17 protein-coding genes are annotated in these 17,802 nt (G+C 50.0%); all 17 read left to right on the top strand.

What is annotated here, in order from left to right; genetic code table 11:
* Positions 1-82 precede the first annotated feature (82 nt).
* The 17 genes from EDD67_RS13400 to EDD67_RS13480 all read left to right on the top strand — a co-directional run bounded on the left by EDD67_RS13400 (position 83) and on the right by EDD67_RS13480 (position 17,699).
* On the top strand, positions 83-1,324 hold the full coding sequence (locus EDD67_RS13400; RefSeq protein WP_093074014.1) for a resuscitation-promoting factor: 1,242 nt from the start codon (positions 83-85) through the stop codon (positions 1,322-1,324).
* A gap of 103 nt (positions 1,325-1,427) precedes the next feature.
* The gene (rnmV, locus tag EDD67_RS13405; protein WP_121438679.1) at positions 1,428-2,009 is read left to right on the top strand and encodes a ribonuclease M5; all 582 of its coding nucleotides are present in this window, start codon (positions 1,428-1,430) and stop codon (positions 2,007-2,009) included.
* Entirely contained in the window at positions 2,002-2,877 is an 876-nt protein-coding gene (rsmA, locus tag EDD67_RS13410; protein ID WP_186805950.1) for a 16S rRNA (adenine(1518)-N(6)/adenine(1519)-N(6))-dimethyltransferase RsmA, read from the top strand. The genes rnmV and rsmA overlap by 8 nt, the downstream gene beginning before the upstream one ends.
* A gap of 132 nt (positions 2,878-3,009) precedes the next feature.
* Complete coding sequence (locus EDD67_RS13415) at positions 3,010-3,252, top strand: Veg family protein (protein WP_093074020.1); 243 nt, start codon at positions 3,010-3,012, stop codon at positions 3,250-3,252.
* Positions 3,253-3,445: 193 nt separating this feature from the next.
* Positions 3,446-4,297, top strand: coding sequence for a 4-(cytidine 5'-diphospho)-2-C-methyl-D-erythritol kinase (gene ispE, locus EDD67_RS13420; RefSeq protein WP_093074022.1), 852 nt, complete (start codon positions 3,446-3,448; stop codon positions 4,295-4,297).
* Positions 4,298-4,401: 104 nt separating this feature from the next.
* Positions 4,402-5,220: a pur operon repressor gene (gene purR / locus EDD67_RS13425; RefSeq protein WP_121438677.1), complete on the top strand. Its 819-nt coding sequence runs from the start codon at positions 4,402-4,404 to the stop codon at positions 5,218-5,220.
* Positions 5,221-5,365: 145 nt separating this feature from the next.
* On the top strand, positions 5,366-5,668 hold the full coding sequence (spoVG, locus tag EDD67_RS13430) for a septation regulator SpoVG (RefSeq protein ID WP_121438676.1): 303 nt from the start codon (positions 5,366-5,368) through the stop codon (positions 5,666-5,668).
* 141 nt (positions 5,669-5,809) lie between these two features.
* Entirely contained in the window at positions 5,810-7,183 is a 1,374-nt protein-coding gene (gene glmU, locus EDD67_RS13435; protein ID WP_121438675.1) for a bifunctional UDP-N-acetylglucosamine diphosphorylase/glucosamine-1-phosphate N-acetyltransferase GlmU, read from the top strand.
* A 21-nt stretch (positions 7,184-7,204) separates the two neighbouring features.
* Positions 7,205-8,155 carry a ribose-phosphate diphosphokinase gene (locus EDD67_RS13440; protein WP_121438674.1) on the top strand — a complete coding sequence of 317 codons (951 nt, stop codon included), beginning with the start codon at positions 7,205-7,207 and terminating at the stop codon, positions 8,153-8,155.
* A 75-nt stretch (positions 8,156-8,230) separates the two neighbouring features.
* A complete protein-coding gene (locus EDD67_RS13445; RefSeq protein WP_121438673.1) occupies positions 8,231-8,878 on the top strand; it encodes a 50S ribosomal protein L25/general stress protein Ctc in 648 nt (215 codons plus the stop codon).
* Between the two features lie 153 nt (positions 8,879-9,031).
* Entirely contained in the window at positions 9,032-9,592 is a 561-nt protein-coding gene (gene pth, locus EDD67_RS13450; protein WP_093074080.1) for an aminoacyl-tRNA hydrolase, read from the top strand.
* A gap of 162 nt (positions 9,593-9,754) precedes the next feature.
* Positions 9,755-13,315 carry a transcription-repair coupling factor gene (gene mfd / locus EDD67_RS13455; RefSeq protein WP_121438672.1) on the top strand — a complete coding sequence of 1,187 codons (3,561 nt, stop codon included), beginning with the start codon at positions 9,755-9,757 and terminating at the stop codon, positions 13,313-13,315.
* A 30-nt stretch (positions 13,316-13,345) separates the two neighbouring features.
* Positions 13,346-14,959, top strand: coding sequence for a polysaccharide biosynthesis protein (locus EDD67_RS13460; RefSeq protein ID WP_121438671.1), 1,614 nt, complete (start codon positions 13,346-13,348; stop codon positions 14,957-14,959).
* Positions 14,960-14,980: 21 nt separating this feature from the next.
* Positions 14,981-16,474: a bifunctional methyltransferase/pyrophosphohydrolase YabN gene (yabN, locus tag EDD67_RS13465; RefSeq protein WP_121438670.1), complete on the top strand. Its 1,494-nt coding sequence runs from the start codon at positions 14,981-14,983 to the stop codon at positions 16,472-16,474.
* Positions 16,461-16,724 (top strand): RNA-binding S4 domain-containing protein, encoded by a 264-nt coding sequence (locus EDD67_RS13470; protein WP_093074040.1) that lies wholly within the window; start codon positions 16,461-16,463, stop codon positions 16,722-16,724. Before yabN ends, EDD67_RS13470 begins: the two co-directional genes overlap by 14 nt.
* A gap of 109 nt (positions 16,725-16,833) precedes the next feature.
* A complete protein-coding gene (locus EDD67_RS13475; RefSeq protein ID WP_121438669.1) occupies positions 16,834-17,220 on the top strand; it encodes an FtsB family cell division protein in 387 nt (128 codons plus the stop codon).
* A 68-nt stretch (positions 17,221-17,288) separates the two neighbouring features.
* Positions 17,289-17,699, top strand: a complete 411-nt coding sequence (locus EDD67_RS13480; RefSeq protein WP_093074044.1) for a S1 domain-containing RNA-binding protein — start codon at positions 17,289-17,291, stop codon at positions 17,697-17,699.
* Positions 17,700-17,802 lie beyond the last annotated feature (103 nt).

Consider the following 17,802-nt stretch of genomic DNA (forward strand, 5'->3'; position numbering starts at 1 on the left):
GATCGCGACATTTTTCATGAAAATGTAATTGACTGAGGGTAGGGGGCGGCGTATAATTCAGTCCTTGAAGGAGGGTTTTACCATGAATCAATGGACTGAACGGTTTACGGACCGTCATGTATTGCGCCGTATGGCCGTTTCTAGTGCCGGATTCCTTATGTTGGCAGGCCTTGTCGCCTTCGTCATTTTTGAGGTGACGAAAACAGAAGTCACGGTCGAAAAGAATGGTGAAGAAGTCACCGCTTACACACATGCGTCAACAGTGGAAGAAGCATTAGAAGAACAACGCATTGACATTGGGGAACATGATCAAATCAACCCAGAAAAAGACGAAGCAGTTCAAAACAATATGACGATCACATATACCCAAGCAAATCAAGTTTTCGTAGAACGCGGAGGCGAGCAGGAAACGGTTCACTCAACTGCAGACAATGTTGCAGAGCTTCTCGAAGAACTCGGGATTGAGGCGAGCGAACGCGATGCGGTAGAACCGAGCAAAAATGCCGAACTTGAAGACGGTATGAACGTGTCTTACGCCGAGGCGTTTCCGGTAAAATTATCTGACGGCGGCGAAGAAGAAGAAAAAGCGTGGACAACCGAAACAACCGTCGAAGAATTTTTGGCCGAAAAGAATGTAGAACTCGGGGACGAAGATCGTGTCGAGCCGTCGAAAGACGTAACATTGGATGAAGAAACTGAGGTCAATGTCGTCCGGGTCGAGACCGTCACTGACGTCGTGACCGAAAAGAAAGGTTACGCGACGGTAACGGAAAACGATTCGTCGTTAACGGAAGGCGAAGAAGAAGTCGAAAAATCAGGCCGTAAAGGCGAGGTTGAAAAACAGTATGAAGTAGTGAAAGAAAACGGCGAGGAAGTCTCGCGTGAATTAGTCGAAGAGACAACCGTCGAAGAAAGCCGCGATCGCGTCGTGGCCGTCGGGACAGGATCAAACAGCGAAACCGTATCGCGTGGTTCATCATCGACATCGTCATCGTCCAATTCGGACTCATCATCTGATCAATCATCTTCTGGCGGCGAATGGCGATCGTTTGAAGCGACAGCTTATACAGCAAACTGTACGGGCTGTTCCGGAACAACGCGAACCGGGCTCGATTTACAAGCAAATCCCGGTGCGGATGTTATTGCCGTCGACCCAAGCGTAATCCCGCTCGGATCGACGGTGGAAGTAAAAGGGCGCGGTACCTTTACAGCCGCAGACACCGGCGGAGCGATTAACGGCCGAAAGATTGATATCTTTATGCCTGACCAGGGAGCGGCTGAAAGCTTTGGACGCCAATCGGTAAAAGTGCGGGTGCTGGACTGAAGCAGCTGAAAAACCGTCCGACAGCACAGCGGGAAAATTCCCGCTGTGCTTTTTTCGTCTCTTTCTCTATAATGGGATCAGGATAAAAGAAAGGGCGTAGAAAATGACACGTAAGAGTATTAAAGAAATCATTGTCGTTGAAGGCAAGAACGATACGCTGAAGCTCCGCCGCTATTTTGACTGCGATACGATCGAAACGAACGGCTCGGCGGTTTCCTTTGCGGTGATTGAAAGGGTTCGCTTAGCTAACGCCCGCCGCGGTGTGATTGTGTTTACCGACCCTGATTTTCCCGGCGGAAAAATCAGGCAGACGATCGATGACGAGGTTTCCGGGGTGAAGCACGCATTTTTACCGAAAGAAGCGGCCAAGGATGAACAAAAAGGGAAAATCGGCATTGAACATGCTGCTTTAGCTGATTTGCAGTATGCTCTGGAGCATGCGAAAGTTTCCTACAGTGAGGAGGAAGCAAAAACGTTCGTAACGTCGGATGATCTGCTGCAAGCCGGGCTCACCGCCGGAGAAGGTGCGAGAAGAAAGCGCGAACGGCTCGGGATCATCCTCGGCATCGGTTATGCCAACGCAAAGCAGTTAGAAAAAAGGCTGCGTCAATTTCAAATCAGCAGGCAAGAATGGGCAGACGCTGTAAACAAGCTGGAAAAGGAGCTCCGTGATGACAATGAGTAAAGATATTGCCACACCGAACCGCACGAAAGAAATATTAACCGAACACGGGTTTTCGTTTAAAAAAAGCCTTGGGCAAAATTTTTTGGTCGACTCGAATATTTTGCGAAAAATTGTCGAAGCTTCCGGCGTGACAAAAGACAGCGGTGTGATCGAGATCGGCCCGGGGATCGGCGCTCTGACCGAACAATCGGCAAAAATCGCCGGCAAAGTTGTCGCTTATGAAATCGACGGGCGGCTGCTGCCGATTCTGGCTGATACGCTCGCTCCGTACAGCCATGTCGAAGTGATTCATCAAGATGTGCTGGCCGCCGATTTAACAGCGGAAATACGCACGCATTTTCAGCCGGGGCAAGATTTAGCTGTCATTGCCAATTTGCCGTACTATGTTACGACGCCGATCTTGATGAAGCTCCTTGAAGAGAAGCTTCCGCTTCGGGTGATCGTCGTGATGATGCAAAAAGAAGTGGCTGAGCGGATCAGCGCCCGCCCGGGGTCGAAAATGTACGGTTCTCTTTCCGTCGCCGCACAGTATTATGCAGAGACAGAAACGCTGTTCACCGTGCCGAAAACCGCGTTTATTCCGCAGCCGAACGTCGACTCGGCGATTCTTCGTTTAACCGCGCGGGAGACACCGCCTGTGGAGGTAGCAGACGAAGCGTTCTTTTTTGCGGTTGTTCAAGCTTCGTTTGTTCAGCGGCGAAAGACACTGTTAAACAATCTCGCGGCATTTTTCAGCGGGCGTATGCAAAAGGAGGCGGTCATGGCAGCGCTTGAGGACATTGCAATCGATCCCAAACGCCGCGCCGAATCGCTGACAATGGCAGAATTTGCTTCGATTGCAAAAAAATTCGGTGAAGAAAAAGTCTGAAAATAGAAAATAATGATTTTGTGCTTTTTTAAGAATTGACATCGCGATATCAGCTTGCTATAATTCTAAGTTTTGGCTATTGACTTCACCCCCTTTCACCCTGTATAATACGGTTTAAGTGAGGTGTGGTGGATGGCTAAAACATTAGACGAAATCAAACAGTCGTTAAAAGAACACTTAGGGCAAGATGTTACGATTAAGGCAAACGGCGGACGCAAAAAAATGATTGAACGTTCCGGACAGATTGAGAGCGTTTATCCGTGTGTTTTCACCGTCAAATTGGATCGGGATAAATACCCGGTCGAACGAATGTCTTACAGCTACACAGATGTATTGACTGAAACCGTTCAGCTGACGATGCTTGAAAAAGCATAACGATAAGCGGTTTACGATGAGCGTTTGTACTTAATTTGCAGTGACGAACTGAATGAACAGCATGACCAGACCTTGGCCGGAAGCGATCGCTTTCGGCTTTTTTCGTGTTGCGCGAATTTTTAATAGTCGTAAGATCGAGCGAATGGTAAAATAACGGAAGAATCGGCTGAAGAGACGAAGAAGGTGAATAATAATGAAAACAAGCGTAAAAGCGCCTGCGAAAATAAATTTAACGTTGGATGTCACCGGAAAACGAACAGACGGCTACCATGATGTAAAAATGATTATGACCACAGTCGACTTGGCTGACCGGATTCATCTGAGTTTGCAAGACCGTCAAGATATTGAAGTCCGGGTAAATAACGGTCAGCTGCCGACAGACGAAAACAACTTAGCTTTCCAGTCAGCGGCGCTGCTTAAGTCGAAGTTTCACATTCAGGGCGGAGTTGTGATTGATATCGACAAATATATTCCCGTTTCTGCCGGACTGGCAGGAGGTAGCACCGACGCGGCTGCAGTGCTCCGCGGGTTGAATGACCTGTGGCAGCTCGGCTTGACTTTGGAACAATTGGCTGAGATCGGTTTGCAGATCGGTTCAGATGTACCGTTTTGCGTCTACGGCGGAACGGCTTTGGCCGAAGGGCGGGGTGAAAAATTAACATTTCTCCCATCTCCGCCGACATGCTGGGTTGTCTTAGCGAAACCGCCGGCGGGTGTGGCGACAAAGGACATTTACAAGCGTTTACGCCTCAATGATATCGAGCACCCGGATACAGCCGGAATGATCCGCGCGATTGAAAACAGCGATTACCGGGAAGTTTGCCGGCTGTTGCAAAATGTGATGGAAACAGCGACGTTTGAATTAAACGCGGATGTAAAAAAAATCAAAGACCGGATGATCGAATCCGGGGCGGACGGAACGGTGATGAGCGGAAGCGGGCCGACGGTTTTTTCATTGTGCCGCAATGACAAAAAAGCGTTGCGCCTTTACAACGCGCTGAAAGGTTTTGTCGACCAAGTGTATCTTGTGCGCATGCTCGGATAAGTTTGCCGTGCGAGTGAACAGTTCTGCAGAGGGGAGCTTGTTATATCCGTACAAAAATGATATATTTCAATTAATTATTCGGATTTTATCTAAGGAGGTTCCTCATGAAATATCGCCGAAGCGGCCGGCTTGTTGATATGACGCAGTATTTGCTCCAACATCCTCACCAGCAAATTCCGCTTACGTTTTTTTCTGAACGCTATCAAGCAGCAAAATCTTCCATCAGTGAGGATATCTCGATTATTAAAGAACTGTTTGAAACAAAAGAGCTGGGCATCATTGAAACGGCGGCCGGTGCAGCCGGCGGTGTGATCTTTGTGCCGACGGTCGGAAGCGGTGATGCGTTAACGCAAGTGCGCGATCTATGTTTAGAACTGGAAGACCCGGGGCGTATTTTGCCCGGCGGCTATCTATATATGATGGATATTGTCGGCGATCCGGCGAAAATGCAAGAACTGGGAAGAATGTTTGCTTCGCATTACCGTGATCAAAACGTGACGGCGATTATGACGATGGCGACAAAAGGGATTCCGCTCGCTTACGCGGTCGCGATGCACCTGAACGTTCCTGTCAGTATTGTCCGCCACGATCAGCGTATTACCGAAGGGTCGATTGTAAGCATCAATTACGTGTCCGGTTCGTCCAAGCGGATTCAAACGATGTCGCTAGCGCGCCGAAGCCTGAAGCCGCAATCAAATGTACTGATCGTTGATGATTTTATGAAAGCGGGCGGAACGATCAGAGGCATGATCGATTTGGCGGCAGAATTTGATTCGACGGTTGCCGGCGTTGCCGTGTTGACAGAAGCAGTGCATGAGGAAACGAAGCTCGTTGATACATACACATCGCTGACGAAATTGTCCCACGTAGACGTGCAAAGCCGTAAAATTACGGTTGAACCGGGGAACATGTTCACGAAGTAACGGTGTGCGCGCAGAGCAAATTTGAACATTTTGTTACAACTTTCCGCCAGTGCAATATTTTTCCTTATATCCGGCAGGATTTGCGATGTTTGTGCCGAACTAATTAGCGTAGAGGGGCACTTAACGGATAAAGGTGGTGACAGGTATGGACGTTACAAATGTGAGGCTTCGCCGAGTTGAAACGGAAGGCCGAATGCTGGCAATCGCATCGATTACCATTGATGAGGAATTTGTCGTACACGATATTCGTGTCATTGAAGGAAATAACGGCCGGTTTGTGGCTATGCCGAGTAAGCGGACGCCCGACGGAGAATTTCGCGATATTGCTCATCCGATTTGTTCGTCATCCCGTGAAAAAATTCAAGCGGCGGTGTTGGCTGAATACGATCAGGCAGCCGCAAAAGAGGAAAATCAAGAAATTTACGAACAGGCCGGTTTGTCAAATTAACGGACAGGGACTGCCCAGCATCGCTCTTAAGTGATGTTGGGTTCTTTTATGGATCAACGAGCTGAATTCGACTTGCACCTTGAAATAGCGCTTGATTTAAGATATATTCATTATGGAAATCAGACCGTTGGAGGTTTTGTCATGAGTCAGCGATATGCGGTTGTGCTAGCGGCAGGAAAAGGAACACGGATGAAATCCGAACTGTATAAAGTTCTTCACCCGATTGCGGGAAAACCGATGGTCGAACATGTCGTCGACCAGCTTGAAAGCTGTTCAGTCGATGATACGGTAACGATTGTCGGTCATGGTGCAGAAAAGGTCCAAGATCTTCTCGGCGACCGTGTCAGCTACGCCGTGCAGGAAGAGCAGCTTGGCACCGGCCATGCGGTGATGCAAGCAGGCAAAGTGCTCGAAGGGAAAAGCGGAACAACGCTTGTCGTTTGCGGGGATACGCCGCTGTTAACCGCAGAAACGTTTGCGGATTTAATGGCTCACCACGAACAAACCGGCGCAAAAGCAACGGTTTTGACAGCTGTGACAGAAGAGCCGGACGGTTACGGCCGGGTGCTGCGCGATGCGGACGGGCAGGTTGAGAAAATCGTCGAGCATAAAGATGCCAGTGAAAAAGAGCGGCGCGTCAAAGAGATAAATTCCGCGACGTATGTGTTCGATAATGAAGCGTTGTTTACGTCGTTAAAAAATGTCGGCAATGACAATGTTCAAGGTGAGTATTACTTGCCGGATGTGATTGAAATTTTGCAGCGTGAAGGCGAGACAGTCAGCGCCTTTACAGCGGCGGATTTTCATGAAACGATGGGTGTAAACGACCGCGTGGCATTAAGCGAAGCGGAAAAATGGATGAAGCGCCGGATTAATGAATATTGGATGCGGCAAGGAGTAACGATGACCGACCCGGAACAGACCTATATTTCACGCGATGCTGTGATCGGTCCCGACACTGTACTGGAGCCGGGAACGGTTCTGCGCGGGGGGACGATCATCGGAAGCGCGTGCCGGATAGGTCCGCACACGGAATTGACCGAGAGCAGAGTCGGCGACCGTACACTGGTAAAGCAGTCCGTCGCATCGATGAGCGACATCGGCAGCGATGTGAAGATCGGCCCGTTCGCCCATTTGCGTCCGGAAACGGCGCTTGACGACGGCGTGCGTGTCGGTAATTTTGTTGAACTGAAGAAAGTGTCGATGGGGAAAAACAGCAAAGCTTCGCATCTCAGTTATCTTGGCGATGCTGAGATCGGCGATGCTGTCAATGTCGGCTGCGGTTCGATTACAGTGAATTACGACGGAAAAAACAAGTATTTAACAAAGATTGAAGACGGGGCGTTTGTCGGGTGCAACTCGAATTTGATTGCGCCGGTTTCAATCGGCACAGGAGCTTACATTGCGGCCGGTTCGACGATTACCGATGATGTGCCGGGTGAGTCGTTGGCCATTGCGAGAAGCCGTCAGACGACCAAAGAAGGTTATTTGAAAAACGACGCCGCGAAGAATTGAATTAATGGGGGTAAAGGTGCGATGGCTCATTACAAAGACGGACATTTAAAAGTATTTACGCTCAATTCCAACCCTGAGCTGGCTCATGAAATCACTGAGGCGATGGGCGCAGAAATGGGGAAGAGCTCTGTACAGCGTTTCAGTGACGGCGAAGTTCAAATCAATATTGAAGAAAGTATTCGCGGCTGCGACATTTTCGTGATTCAATCGACCAGTTCGCCGGCGAATGAGCATTTAATGGAGCTTCTGATCATGATTGATGCACTCAAACGCGCGTCGGCCCGGACGATTAATGTCGTCATGCCTTATTACGGTTACGCGCGGCAAGACCGAAAAGCGCGATCCCGCGAACCGATTACAGCGAAACTAGTGGCCAACCTCCTCGAAACTGCGGGTGCGGACCGTGTGATCACATTGGATCTGCATGCCTCACAAATTCAAGGATTCTTTGATATCCCGGTCGATCAGCTGATCGGTGTGCCGATTTTGGCAAACTACTTTGAAGAAAAACAGCTCGAAGACATCGTTATCGTTTCGCCTGATCACGGCGGCGTTGTGCGCGCCCGTAAAATGGCAGACCGTTTAAAAGCGCCGATTGCGATCATCGACAAGCGCCGGCCGAAGCCGAACATGTCGGAAGTGATGAATATCGTCGGAAAAATTGAAGGGAAAACGGCGATTATCATCGACGATATTATCGATACAGCCGGTACGATGACGCTCGCCGCCAATGCGATGATTGAGAGCGGCGCGAAGGAAGTTTATGCGTGCAGCACCCACCCGGTATTGTCCGGGCCCGCGATTGAGCGGATCGAAAATTCGGCGTTGAAAGAGCTTGTCGTGACCAATACGATTCCGCTTCCGCCGGAGAAGAAAATTGATAAAGTGAAGCAGCTCTCGGTCGGAAACTTGCTTGCCAAAGCGATCGTTAATGTCTATGAAGACCGTTCAGTCAGCACGCTTTTTGATTAAATTCAAAAGTTTAATTTGAGAACTGGGCGGGAAAAGGTTATAATATTGAAAACAATGATGAGGTGATTTTTTACAATGGTTAGTGTATTAAAAGCGAATGTCAGAGAAAATTTTAAAGATTCCGCACGAAGAGAGACGCGGGAAAAAGGATATATTCCAGCAGTTATTTACGGAAAAAAATACGGCAATACGCCGGTAGCTGTAGAAACGGTTGAATTCATTAAAACATACCGCAACGAAGGAAAGACCGGCGTTTTTAAACTTGATGTCGACGGCACGCAAACAGACGTCATGATCTACGATATGCAGTACGATACGATGAAAAACGAAGTAGTTCACGTCGACTTTTACGCAGCCGACATGACGGTAGAAATGGATGCGGACGTCCCTGTTCACATTCAAGGAGAAGCACAAGGCGTCAAAGACGGCGGTGTTCTTCAGCAAGCGGTTTATGAGCTTTCTGTCCGTGCGCTTCCAAAAGAGATTCCGGATGCGATCAACGTTGACGTAACCGAACTCGAAATCGGCGACACAGTCGCTGTCGGCGACTTGAAGAGCGGAGCGAAGTTCGAATTCAACGCGGAAGAAGACGAAGCGGTCGTCACGGTTGTACCTCCGACCGAAGAGCCGGAAGAAACGGTTGATGTAGAAGAGGAAGAAGAACCGGAATTGGTCGATGAAGAAGCGGAAGCAAAAGACGATTCCGACGAAAACGAAGGCTGATCGATGCTGCGCAAGAGGCTGTCTCTCCATATGTGAGACAGCCTTTTTTTCCCTTGAACGGCTATATCGGTAAAGGAGTGTCGGCAAACGATGCAGCTGCGATCATTATTTAAACGAAAGAGCAAATTGCGAGACGAAGGAGCGTATGAACCGGTGAAACTTGTCGTCGGACTCGGCAATCCGGGAAAAAAATATGACCGCACCCGGCATAATGTCGGGTTTGATGTTGTGGACCGGTGCGCTGACGAATTAAATATCTCGATTGATCAGTCCAAATTTAAAGGCTTGATAACAGAAGCGCGCATCGGCTCAGAGAAAGTGATGTTTTTAAAGCCGATGACGTATATGAATCTCTCCGGTGAAGCGATCGGTGAAATCACCCGCTATTATCAGCTCGCCCCGGATGACGTGCTCGTCATTTATGATGATCTGGACTTGCCGCCGGGAAAAATCAGACTTCGGCAAAAGGGCGGCCACGGCGGTCATAACGGGATACGTTCCACGATACAGCACCTGGGCACGGAATCGTTTAACCGGATCCGAATCGGGATCGGGCGTCCGGCTCCGGGCGAATCGGTAACCAATCACGTGCTCGGTTCCTTTTCCCCTGATGAACGAACGGCCGTAAACGAAGCCGTTCAACAAGCGGCAGACGCTGTTCAAGCCTGGGGCGGCCAAAGTTTCAAACAAGTTATGAACGATTATAACAGCTGATGATCCCCGGCAAAGGAAGTGACAGCATGGATCGCTCAAGCCGAAAAGATCCGCGAGAGACAAAATAATCGAACTGAACGCTTTGACAAAAGACTGTCAAAGCCTTTTCGTATTGAAGCGCCGCAATAAAACAGCGACATAACCATAAAGGTGGGAACGAGTGTGCAAGGATTAATACAAACTGTTATGCAAACAGAAGATATCAATCAGCTTGCCGGCGGCATTGAGTCCGGCTTGAGCGAGCAGATGGTTGCAGGTGTCAGCGGTTCGGCTAGGTCGTTAATCATGGCCGCGCTCTATAAGCGCTCGGGGCGTTCGCAGCTGATTGTGACACATAATTTGTTTCAGGCGCAAAAACTGTACGATGACCTCGTGTCGCTGCTCGGAGATGCGAACGTCTGGCTTTATCCGGCGAACGAACTCATTTCAGCTGAAATTGCGGTGGCAAGTCCGGAGATGCGCGGCCAGCGTTTGGAAGTGTTGAATCATTGGGCCGCCGGAAAAGAAGGCATTGTCATTGCTCCGGTTGCCGGTGTCAGGCGTTTGCTCCCTCCGCCGGCTGTATGGGAGCGCCAGCAAACAACATTAACTGTCGGCGAAGATGAGCCTTACAATACGATGCTTGAAAAATTTGTCGCGATGGGCTATCACCGCGCGGACATGGTATCTACCCCCGGGGAGTTCAGTGTCCGCGGCGGGATTGTCGACATTTATCCGCTGACAGAAACGCACCCGCTCAGAATTGAACTGTTTGATACTGAGGTCGATTCCATCCGTTATTTTGATGTCGATACGCAGCGCTCTCTGGAAACGGTGCCGTCGGTAACCGTCGGACCGGCGAAAGAACTGATGCTCGAAGCTGAACACTTCACGAATGGCGCCGGCGCGCTTGAGAAATGTCTGGCGGAAACATTGCGCAATCTTACTGATGAGAGCGTTAAAGAGCAGACCGCCGAAAAAATCGGCGAGGAAGTGGAGTGGCTGAAAAACCGCACACCGTTTGATGCGATGTATAAATATATGTCGCTTTATTATGACCGTTTATACACGCTGCTCGATTATTTGCCTGCCGGCGGAACGGTGTTTATCGATGAAGTCAGCCGCGTGCAAGAGACGGCTGCAAGTCTGGAAAATGAGGAAGCCGAATGGCTGTCCGGCATGGCTTCTCAGGGAGCGGCTGTCCCGCAAATCAACGTGTCGCGCCCGTTTGAGGATGTGATCGCTGAAACGAAAGCGCCGCTCGTCTATTACAGCCTTTTCCTCCGCTCGCATCAAGCGATCGACCCGAAAAACATCGTCAACATTCAGACGAAATCGATGCAGCAGTTTCACGGACAAATCAACCTCTTAAAAAGCGAAGTTGAACGCTGGAAAGAAGCAGAGTACGGCATCGTTTTTACGTGCAACGGCAGTGAACGCGCACAACGCTTAAAGCGCGTACTGGAGGATTACGGCATTGAAGCCGCATTTGCTTCGCAGGAGGATGCCCCTAAACGGGGAGAAGCGCTGATTATGGAAGGACATCTAGTCAACGGCTTCGAGCTGTCGCTGCAGCGGACGGTCGTCGTGACAGAAGAGGACGTCTTCACAAAACAGACGCGCAAACCGAAACGGCGGCAGAAATTGTCCAATGCCGAGCGGATCAAAAATTATTCCGAGCTGAAAGTCGGGGACTGGGTCGTTCATGTAAACCACGGGATCGGCAAATATCTCGGAATCGAAACACTGCAAGTCGGCGATACCCATCAAGATTATTTGCATATCTCGTATAAAGGAAATGACAAACTGTACGTCCCGGTCGATCAAATCGACCAAGTACAAAAATACGTCGCCTCCGATGATAAAGACCCGAAACTTTACGCGCTCGGGGGAAGCGATTGGAAAAAAGTAAAAAACAAAGTGGAAAATTCTGTCCAGGATATTGCTGATGACTTGATCAAACTGTATGCAGAACGGCAGCAAACGCCCGGCTATGCTTTTTCAGAAGACGACGCCGAACAGCGCGAATTCGAAGCGTCGTTTCCGTATCAAGAAACGGAGGATCAGTTGCAGGCGATTGACGAGATCAAAAAGGATATGCAGCGGGATTTCCCGATGGATCGGCTTTTATGCGGGGATGTCGGTTACGGTAAAACGGAAGTGGCGCTTCGCGCAGCCTTTAAAGCGATTATGGACGGCAAGCAAGTAGCGATCCTCGTGCCGACGACGATTCTTGCCCAGCAGCACTATGAAACAATCCGCGAACGCTTTCAAGAATTTCCGGTAAACACCGGGATGATGAGCCGCTTTCGCTCGCGCAAAGAACAAAAACAGACGGCGGACGGACTCGCAAAAGGAACGGTTGATATCGTTGTCGGAACGCACCGGATGCTGTCTAAAGATATTTCCTTTAAAGATTTGGGGCTGCTCGTCGTCGATGAAGAGCAGCGGTTTGGTGTCACGCATAAAGAAAAAATCAAACAGCTGAAAGCAAACGTTGATGTTTTAACTTTGACGGCGACACCGATTCCCCGGACATTGCATATGTCGATGCTCGGCGTCCGCGATCTGTCCGTGATTGAAACGCCTCCGGAAAACCGGTTTCCGGTGCAGACGTACGTTATTGAATATAACGATGCGTTTATCCGCGAAGCGATTGAACGGGAAATGGCACGAGGGGGGCAAGTCTTTTTCCTCTATAACCGGGTTGATGATATTGAATCGGTGGCCGAGCGGATGAACATGCTTGTTCCGGAGGCAAATGTCGCCTATGCGCACGGAAGAATGAGTGAAAATGAATTAGAGCCCGTCATGCTTGATTTTCTCGAAGGGACAACGGATGTGCTCGTAACCACCACGATCATTGAAACGGGTGTTGATATACCGAACGTCAATACACTCATTATTAATGACGCCGATAAGATGGGACTCTCACAGCTTTATCAGCTTCGCGGCCGGGTCGGACGCTCGAACAGGGTGGCCTACGCCTATTTCACCCACCAGCGGGATAAAGTGCTGACCGAAGTCGCTGAGCGCCGCCTGCAATCGATTAAAGAGTTTACCGAACTCGGCTCCGGGTTCAAAATCGCGATGCGCGATTTATCGATTCGCGGGGCCGGTAATTTGCTCGGTGCCGAACAGCACGGCTTTATCGCTTCTGTCGGTTTCGATCTTTATTCACAAATGCTGAAAGAAGCGATTGAAGAGCGAAAGGATAAAGCCGGCATCGAAGGGGATGAAGACAGCTCGCCGAAACAGGAAGAGAAACCGGATATAGAACTGGATATTCAAGTCGATGCCTATATCCCGCAATCGTATATCGCCGATTCGAAACAAAAAATCGATATGTACAAACGCTTTAAGGCGATTCAATCGTTTGAAGATATCAGCGATTTGCAAAGCGAACTGATCGACCGTTTCGGTGAATATCCGCCGGAAGTAGAACACCTTTTCGCGGTGACGAAAGTTAAGCTCTACGCCCGCGAAGAAGGTGTGGAGACGATTTCCGAGAAGAAAAATGAATGCAAGGCTGTTTTGACTGAGGAAGCGACGAACCGGATCGACGGATCGAAACTTTTTACGCTCGTTAATAAGCTTTCGAACAAATTGCATTTATCGATGGAAGGGAGCCGGATTGCTGTCCATTTAAAGACAAAATCGCTCTCTGACCGTGAGTATTTGTCGATACTTGAGAGTGTGCTCGGGAAGTTGCCGGATGTGCAAAAAGATACCGCAAAAGCGTAGCGAAAGTTTTTCGAAAAGGAGTCTATACAGATGCCAGGCAGAAAAGTGAGCCGCGACGGTCCGGCATGGATGAAAGGGGCGCTTTTGTTAACCGCTGCCGCCGTGTTTGTTAAAGGTTTAAGCGCGCTTTATAAAATACCTTATCAAAATATTACCGGGGACCTCGGTTTTTATGTGTACCAGCAAATATACCCGCTATACGGAGCGGCGTTTGTGATCGGCACGTTCGGTTTCCCGCTTATGCTCGCGAAATGGACGGCGGGAAAGCAAGAGGCCGCGGCGCCGGATGCGGGGCGGCTGCGTTTTTTCTTTTGGGCGCTCGTTGTGCTGCATACGGTGGTCGCCGCAGCTGTGACCGTTTTTGCTCCGGCTATTGCTTCTCTCATCGGCGACCCGTCATTGAGTCCGGCTCTTCGTTTTATGGGCTTGCCGTTTATGCTTATTCCTTTTCTTGCTTTCGGGCGCGGCTGGTTTCAGGGGCGGGGGGATGCGCTGCCGTCCGCTTTATCGCAAGTGGCCGAACAGTCCGTGCGGGTAGTGATGATTTTACTCGTGGCGTCATTTGCGATGTATTTAAGCGGCAACCCTTACTATGCAGGGATTTCGGCAGGAGCGGGCGCGCTTGCCGGCGGGGCGGCGGGGAGCATCTTTTTGTTCCGCCGTTACCGCCGCGATCCTGCTGCGGTTACGCTCAACCCGTTCGCGGCCGGATCGGGACCTTTGTTTCCCGAGGGATGGTTTAAAGATACGAAAATATTCCTCGTTTCCGGATTTTACGTTTCCGCCAGTGCGATGGCGTTGATCTTATTTCAAGCTGCGGACGCGCTGACAGTTATTCCGGCGTTGACAGCTGACGGCATGGCCCCGGAAGCTGCCGGAGAAGTGAAAGGGGTGTACGACCGGTCGTGGCCGCTTGTTCAGTTCGGTGCGGTCGTGACAACTGTATTTTCGTACGGTGCGGTGCCCTCTGTGGTGCGATCCTTTGCAAACGGGGATAACAAAGCGGTTCGCGAAGAAACCGCGCGCGCAGTAAAAATTGCGGCTGTGTTCGGCAGCGCGGCAGCCGTCGGTATGGCGGCGGTCATGCCGGCGCTGAATCCGATGATGTTTACCGATCGAAACGGCACAGAACTGTTAATGGTTATGTCATCGGTCGTTTTGAGCGGCTCGATCTTTATGACCGCCGCTGCGCTGTTGCATGCGCTCGACCGCGCGCGCGAAGCGGCATTATGGTTAGGGGCGGCGTTGATCGTTAAAACGGTTTTCACCTTTATAGCGGTCTCTTTTTGGGGAATTGCCGGCGCGGCTTTCGCTTCCGCGCTCGTCTTTTTATGTTTGGCGGCGGCTGTATTGAGCGTATTGATAAAACATGGCTGGCTGCCGCTTCCCGGTTGGAAAACGTCAGGCCGGCTCGCGGCTGCGCTCGGTTTGATGGCAGCAGCGGCTGCTGCGATCAGAACAAGTGCAGATGGACTTTTAGCCGCTGAGAGGGCGGCTTCGGCGGCGGGTGCTTTAACGGCATCAGCCGGCGGAGCGCTGCTGTTTATATTGTTGATTTGGCGCTTCAAAGTGTTTTCAGCCGACGAGTGGGAACAGCTGCCTAAACTCGGGCGCTGGCTGCCTTATCCGGAAAAACACGACTGAAAAGGGCAAAGGAGGACATAGATGAAACCGCAAATAGAGATTATCGGCCTCGGCGCAGGGGATATCGATCAGCTGCCGTTAGGGGTTTATAAACAATTGCAACGTGCAGATGAAGTGCATGTGCGGACGAAAGATCATCCGCTTGTAACAGATTTAGAAGCGGAAGGAATCCGTTTTACCGGTTACGACAAGGTGTACGAAGCGCATGATGATTTCGAGCAAGTGTACGCGCAGATTGCAGCGTCGGTGCTGGAAAAAGCCGCGCAACAAGGCACGCTCGTGTATGCGGTCCCCGGGCATCCGCTCGTCGCAGAATTGACGGTGAAAAAGCTCCTCGAAAGCGAATGGGCTGATGTCCATATTCGCGGGGGTCAAAGCTTTTTGGACCCGTTGTTTAGCGCGTTAAAGATTGATCCGATCGAAGGATTTCAGCTGCTCGACGGTTTGGCGATGTCAGCGGAGGATGTTTCGCTGACCGCTCATACCGTCATTGCGCAAGTATTTGATGACTTAAGCGCATCGCACGTGAAACTGAAGCTTATGGAGCGGCTTCCGGACGACATGATCGTCAAGGTTGTCACGGCAGCAGGCACAGAGAATGAGACGATTTCGACAATCCCGTTATACGAACTCGACCGTGCGCGGGGACTGTCGAACCTGACAGCCGTCTATGTTCCGCCCGTCACAGATGAGAGCCTTCTGTACGGGGAGTTTTCAAAACTGCGGGATGTTATCCGGGAATTGCGCGGACCGAACGGCTGCCCGTGGGATAAAAAACAGACGCACGCGTCGCTGAAACGTTATGCGATTGAGGAAGTTTATGAACTGATCGATGCGATCGATGCTGAAGACGACGATCATATGGTCGAAGAACTCGGCGACGTTTTGCTGCAGGTGCTCTTGCATGCGCAAATCGGTGAAGATGAAGGTTTTTATAACATGGAAGATGTGATTGCCGGATTAACCGATAAGATGATCCGCCGCCACCCGCATGTTTTTGGTGAGACGTCGGCTGAAACAGATGAGGATGTCGTCCGAAACTGGGAGGCGATCAAACAGCAAGAGAAAGAGCCGCAGTCAGCTGAAGGGGCGGCTTCGTCTTTGCTCGACGGGATTCCTGCGTCATTGCCTGCGCTTTTAAAGGCGTATAATGTGCAAAAAAAAGCTGCCAAAGTCGGTTTTGACTGGGGCGATGAGGCGCCGATGTGGATGAAGCTGCAAGAAGAACTGGCTGAATGGCTGACAGCTGCAAAGGCGGGCGATCAAACTGAAGCGGCTGCTGAATTTGGCGATGTATTGTTCGCTTTTGTCAATCTCGCCCGTTTTCATCAGATCGAACCGGAAGAAGCGCTCCAGAAAACGACCGCAAAATTTATGAAACGTTTCGAGTACATCGAAACAAAACTTGCGCAAAAACGTGTCAGTTGGGAAGACAAGTCGCTAGCAGAGCTGGATGAGCTTTGGGAAGAGGCAAAAAAAATTGAAACCGGCGGTGAAGCGGATGAGAATCGATAAATTTTTGAAAGTGTCCCGTCTGATTAAACGGCGGACGATGGCTAAGGAAGTGGCTGACCAAGGGCGGGTTCAAGTGAACGGCCAAACGGTAAAAGCAGGCGCGAACGTGAAGCCCGGCGATGAACTGAAAATTGAATTCGGACAAAAGGTCGTCACGCTGCGTGTCGAAAGGCTGGAAGCGGCGACAAAAAAAGACGAGGCTGAAACGATGTATACGATTTTGCAAGAAGAACCGCGAAATAAAGACTAAATAGATGAAATAGTTTATTGAAAAAGATTGACAGTTCGGATATGATGGAAGAAGATTGCATCTTTTTATACAATTGCACAGTTATTAAACGGTACAGGAGGGAGCCAGCATGGATCAGCCCGGAAAAAACCGTATTCGCGAATGGACAGAAGAGTTAGAGCGTAAGCGGGCCCGAGAAGAAGAACAGCGCCTTAAGCGTCGGCGCGGCCTTGTCCGGCGTCTGTCAGTTTTCGGTGTGATCATGCTGCTGTTCACCGCCGCGTCCGGTTACACATACTATGATCAAAAGCAGACATTAAACGAGCAGGAACGGCAATATAACGAACACCGTGCCCAGCTTGCCGAACTGGAAGAAAAAGAAGAAGAACTGGCATTGGAAATTAAACGTCTGCAAGAGCCGGAATATATCGCAGAAATTGCCCGGCGGGATTACTTTTTGTCCAATTCGGATGAGACGCTTTTTCAGCTCCCTCGAGATGACAGTGATCAGGATTGACACCGTTTTTAAATTACAGGTACAATTAAGCAAATATTTTTTCCTTATGAAGGAGGAGCATGGCATACATGTCCATTGAAACTGGGAGCAAGTACGATGGAAAGGTGACCGGGATTACACATTTCGGGGCGTTTGTCGAACTCCCCGGAGGTAAAACGGGGCTCGTTCATATCAGTGAAGTTGCAGACAGTTACGTTAAAGACATTAAAGACCATCTCAGTGTCGGAGATACCGTCACGGTGAAGGTAGTCAAAATTCAGGATGACGGGAAAATCGCGCTCTCGATCAAAAAAGCGGCCGATAAACCGCCCGGCGAAAAAGGGAGAGAACGGCCTGAAACAAGCCGGCAATCCGACGAACAGTCCCAATCGACGTTTGAAGATAAAATGAGCCGTTTCTTAAAGGACAGTGAAGACCGGCTGTCAACGCTGAAAAAACAAACGGAGTCAAAACGCGGAGGGCGAAGCACGAAACGCTGAACTTACTGCTGATCATGTACAAATTGCTGCTATGCTGCCGTTTTAATAAGTGATCACTTATTAAAACGGTTTTTTCATGACGGAAAAGAGCACGTATTTCCCG

Origin of the sequence: Salisediminibacterium halotolerans (genome assembly GCF_003814815.1) — a bacterium.
Taxonomy (GTDB): domain Bacteria; phylum Bacillota; class Bacilli; order Bacillales; family Salisediminibacteriaceae; genus Salisediminibacterium; species Salisediminibacterium halotolerans.

Coding starts and splice junctions, on each gene's coding strand:
- rsmA (WP_186805950.1), top strand. CDS start 2,002: ATGAGTAAAGATATTGCCACACCGAACCGCACGAAAGAAATATTAACC.
- EDD67_RS13415 (WP_093074020.1), top strand. CDS start 3,010: ATGGCTAAAACATTAGACGAAATCAAACAGTCGTTAAAAGAACACTTA.
- EDD67_RS13460 (WP_121438671.1), top strand. CDS start 13,346: ATGCCAGGCAGAAAAGTGAGCCGCGACGGTCCGGCATGGATGAAAGGG.
- EDD67_RS13475 (WP_121438669.1), top strand. CDS start 16,834: ATGGATCAGCCCGGAAAAAACCGTATTCGCGAATGGACAGAAGAGTTA.
- rnmV (WP_121438679.1), top strand. CDS start 1,428: ATGACACGTAAGAGTATTAAAGAAATCATTGTCGTTGAAGGCAAGAAC.
- EDD67_RS13400 (WP_093074014.1), top strand. CDS start 83: ATGAATCAATGGACTGAACGGTTTACGGACCGTCATGTATTGCGCCGT.
- EDD67_RS13480 (WP_093074044.1), top strand. CDS start 17,289: ATGTCCATTGAAACTGGGAGCAAGTACGATGGAAAGGTGACCGGGATT.
- EDD67_RS13440 (WP_121438674.1), top strand. CDS start 7,205: ATGGCTCATTACAAAGACGGACATTTAAAAGTATTTACGCTCAATTCC.
- EDD67_RS13445 (WP_121438673.1), top strand. CDS start 8,231: ATGGTTAGTGTATTAAAAGCGAATGTCAGAGAAAATTTTAAAGATTCC.
- yabN (WP_121438670.1), top strand. CDS start 14,981: ATGAAACCGCAAATAGAGATTATCGGCCTCGGCGCAGGGGATATCGAT.
- spoVG (WP_121438676.1), top strand. CDS start 5,366: ATGGACGTTACAAATGTGAGGCTTCGCCGAGTTGAAACGGAAGGCCGA.
- glmU (WP_121438675.1), top strand. CDS start 5,810: ATGAGTCAGCGATATGCGGTTGTGCTAGCGGCAGGAAAAGGAACACGG.
- EDD67_RS13470 (WP_093074040.1), top strand. CDS start 16,461: ATGAGAATCGATAAATTTTTGAAAGTGTCCCGTCTGATTAAACGGCGG.
- ispE (WP_093074022.1), top strand. CDS start 3,446: ATGAAAACAAGCGTAAAAGCGCCTGCGAAAATAAATTTAACGTTGGAT.
- purR (WP_121438677.1), top strand. CDS start 4,402: ATGAAATATCGCCGAAGCGGCCGGCTTGTTGATATGACGCAGTATTTG.